Source organism: Micromonospora sp. U21 (assembly GCF_018070045.1).
Taxonomy (GTDB): Bacteria; Actinomycetota; Actinomycetes; order Mycobacteriales; family Micromonosporaceae; genus Micromonospora.
The window spans coordinates 1-2,708 of the sequence record NZ_JAGPYK010000073.1 but is presented as its reverse complement, the minus strand read 5'-3'; the positions used below and the strand labels follow the sequence as shown (position 1 = coordinate 2,708).

Annotated in this window: 2 protein-coding genes and 1 pseudogene; 1 reads left to right on the top strand and 2 read right to left on the bottom strand. The window is 66.2% G+C overall.

The window, feature by feature from the left end:
* Nucleotides 1-702 precede the first annotated feature (702 nt).
* Nucleotides 703-906: pseudogene (locus tag KBX63_RS34785) on the top strand (tyrosine-type recombinase/integrase); the annotation flags it as partial.
* Between the two features lie 75 nt (nt 907-981).
* Here the strand turns inward: KBX63_RS34785 and KBX63_RS34780 are convergent.
* Complete coding sequence (locus KBX63_RS34780) at nt 982-1,593, bottom strand: hypothetical protein (protein WP_210918668.1); 612 nt, start codon at nt 1,591-1,593, stop codon at nt 982-984.
* A 449-nt stretch (nt 1,594-2,042) separates the two neighbouring features.
* On the bottom strand, nt 2,043-2,492 hold the full coding sequence (locus tag KBX63_RS34775; protein ID WP_210918667.1) for a hypothetical protein: 450 nt from the start codon (nt 2,490-2,492) through the stop codon (nt 2,043-2,045).
* Nucleotides 2,493-2,708: the final 216 nt, after the last annotated feature.

Sequence of the window (2,708 nt, the reverse complement as noted above, 5' to 3'; positions counted from 1 at the left end):
ACGCTGTGGCACGCGGCCACCGCCAGATCTGAAAGTTTGTCCATAACATACAGACGATCACGCGGTGGCCGCACCTCGTCTAACCGGCCCCCACCAGCAACATCTCAAACGGCGGCTGCCGTACTAGGCCTATTCGATCACGACCTGGGCGTCAAACGTCCTGCGACGCCGTTCCGTCAACCATCATGCGAGACCAGGCACGGCCGGCAGCTGGCCGTGCGCCCTGATCCGGTGACTCACGGCGGGTTGACGTGTCGGTACCCGGTGCTACTCTGGCGCTCGTCGAGCACGCCAGCGCGGCCTTCCTGCCGGATCGCTGGACTCGACGTCGGAGATGCCGAGCGGCCTTCCTGCCGCTGATGCGGGCCACGTCCCGCCGGCTCTCGATCGCCCCGGCCACCATGCCGGTCTCCCTGAATCCGCTGAGCGGCCCAGCACGGCCTTGCCTGCCGTCCACGATGGCCCGGATTCGTTCATTTCCACGGGTGGGGGCAGCCTGCGGCCACCGCCGGATGCCGATATCCCAGGCTCCCCACCCGTGCCGGCCCAATCATCAGGTTCACGAGCGTGAAAGGACATGACCCGTCGGCGGGAAGTGGCAAGACCACGATTCCGCCCTCCGGCGTCAGCCGCCCTCTCGGCGGTGCCAGGAGACACGACGAACACCACCAGCGGACACCCGTCCACGGCTGGTGGTGCTTCGCCATCGAGCCGCGCAACTTCCAGCGCTCCTGGCAGACCCGGTGCGAGAAGGCCGGTGTCCGGCCGATCACCGTCCACGACGCGCGGCGAACTTGTGCCACCCTCTTGGCGGACCTCGACGTCCATCCGAGAGTCGCTATGCAGGTCCTCCGGCACGCCCGCTTCTCCATGACGATGGAGATCTACACGCAGGTCTCATCATAGGCGACGCGCGAAGCCCTCAAGCGCCTCGGCGACTCGCTCGGCATCTGACCTACACGGGCAGAGAGGGGTACTGGTTCAGTTCTCGCGGTTCGGGTCGCCGAGAGCGTCCCACTCCTCAGGTGTGCTGGGAAACGGCTGCCAGTACGGCAGATAGAACGGTCGCCACGTCGGAGTGACCATCGAAAACGACTCCAGCTCCGGGTCCGCGAGCATGCGGTAGACGAACTCCGTCATGGACATGTCGAACCGGTGCCACGGGTGGGGCGGGTCGTGCCGAGCGGCCACGGGCCACCGAGCAGACTCCACCGAGCGGTCCGCCAGCCAGAAGTACTGACCCCCGGACGAGTCGTGACCCCATTCGATCAGCCCGGACCCCTTGTCGGGCCCGTACAGATCGTGCGGGGCGTACAAGCGCGCGGCGGGATCGTCATGCTCGCTCACCCAACGCCGGCTGGAGTTCCACCACCCGAGCAGCGAAGTCGAATCGTGATCGTCGGTCGGTCGCAGTAGGTCAAGGACACCCATGAACAGGCCTGGCACGAACCGCCGGCACAACTTTTTGAAGTCGCTAGGCAGCGTGACGCCGAGCTCGGCCTCCGCCTGCTCCCAGCCGGCACCGCCCTCGGGCTCATGGCGCCACCCGGTCACGTCGATGATCCGGTCGATCCACGTCAGCTGATCATTCACGGCCGGCAAAGTAACAGCACAGGCGGACATCTCCTCGCCTGGTCGCCACCCGCCCACTGACCATTGCTGTAGTTCGCTGCTGTACGCAAGCAAAAAGGCCACCTCCCGAAGCCGGGAAGTGGCCTTTGACCTGCGTGGGCGATACTGGGATCGAACCAGTGACCTCTTCGGTGTGAAGCAGGACGCTGCACCGACTCTGACCTGCAGGAACGAGAAACCGCAGGTGGGGGCGAGTGCAGTTGAGCACCCTTGCGTGCTGTTGGATGCAGTTCAACGCCGTTCACTGCACCCGACTGCTCCCCACGTGCTCCCCGACCCCCGGCGCGCGACCGCGGCTCGCCCGGCGCCTTGACGCTTCACTTCGGCCCACCCCAAGGAGCAGCACCAAGGCCGACACTTACTCAGCGTGACCGGGGCGCTGAGACACCGCGCGCCCGGTCGGCGGCAGATCAGGGCGCCTCCCAGGCTATCCAAGTGACCTTGGGCGGCCGGGGCGCGGCTTTGTCTGCGAAGGTGTGGATGAGTTCGATGTCGTTGCCCCGGGCGTCGAGCACATCTGGGTGTCCCTGGCGGCGGGCCAAGGCTTCGACCGCAGGGAACAGAGCGAGCGAGGAGGCGATGACTCGCCCTGGCATGAGCGCGGTCTTCCAGTGGCTCGGAAGCGGGAAGTTCTCCAGGTCCGTGATGTTGTAGACATCAGCATCCTCATCCGCGAGGTACGCCGCCACACCGGAGCCCGAGCACCCGATCCGCGACCAGCAGCCCAGAAACACCTGCACCACGCCTGGCGGCTGAGCGCCTACTCCATGGTCGCCCGCTTCCGCGACGGCTGCACCCGCCCCCACGACATCGCGCTCGACCGGCTCCTCGTCGAGTACGCCGACAATCTGGCGGCCCAAATCGACGACGAAATGAACGTGATGTCGAACGGTGAACCCCTCTCGGGGATGCAGCGGAGCCAGAGCCTTTCGGGGCGACTGGGTCGACGACTAGTGTCCTGCGCCGGAAATTCGCCTGATAAGTTGGTGTAGGGTGCGGTGATGGCACGGACCGGGCGCCCTACCGCGCCGTTGGTGTTGACCGACGAGGAACGCAGGACGCTGATCCGCTGGTCG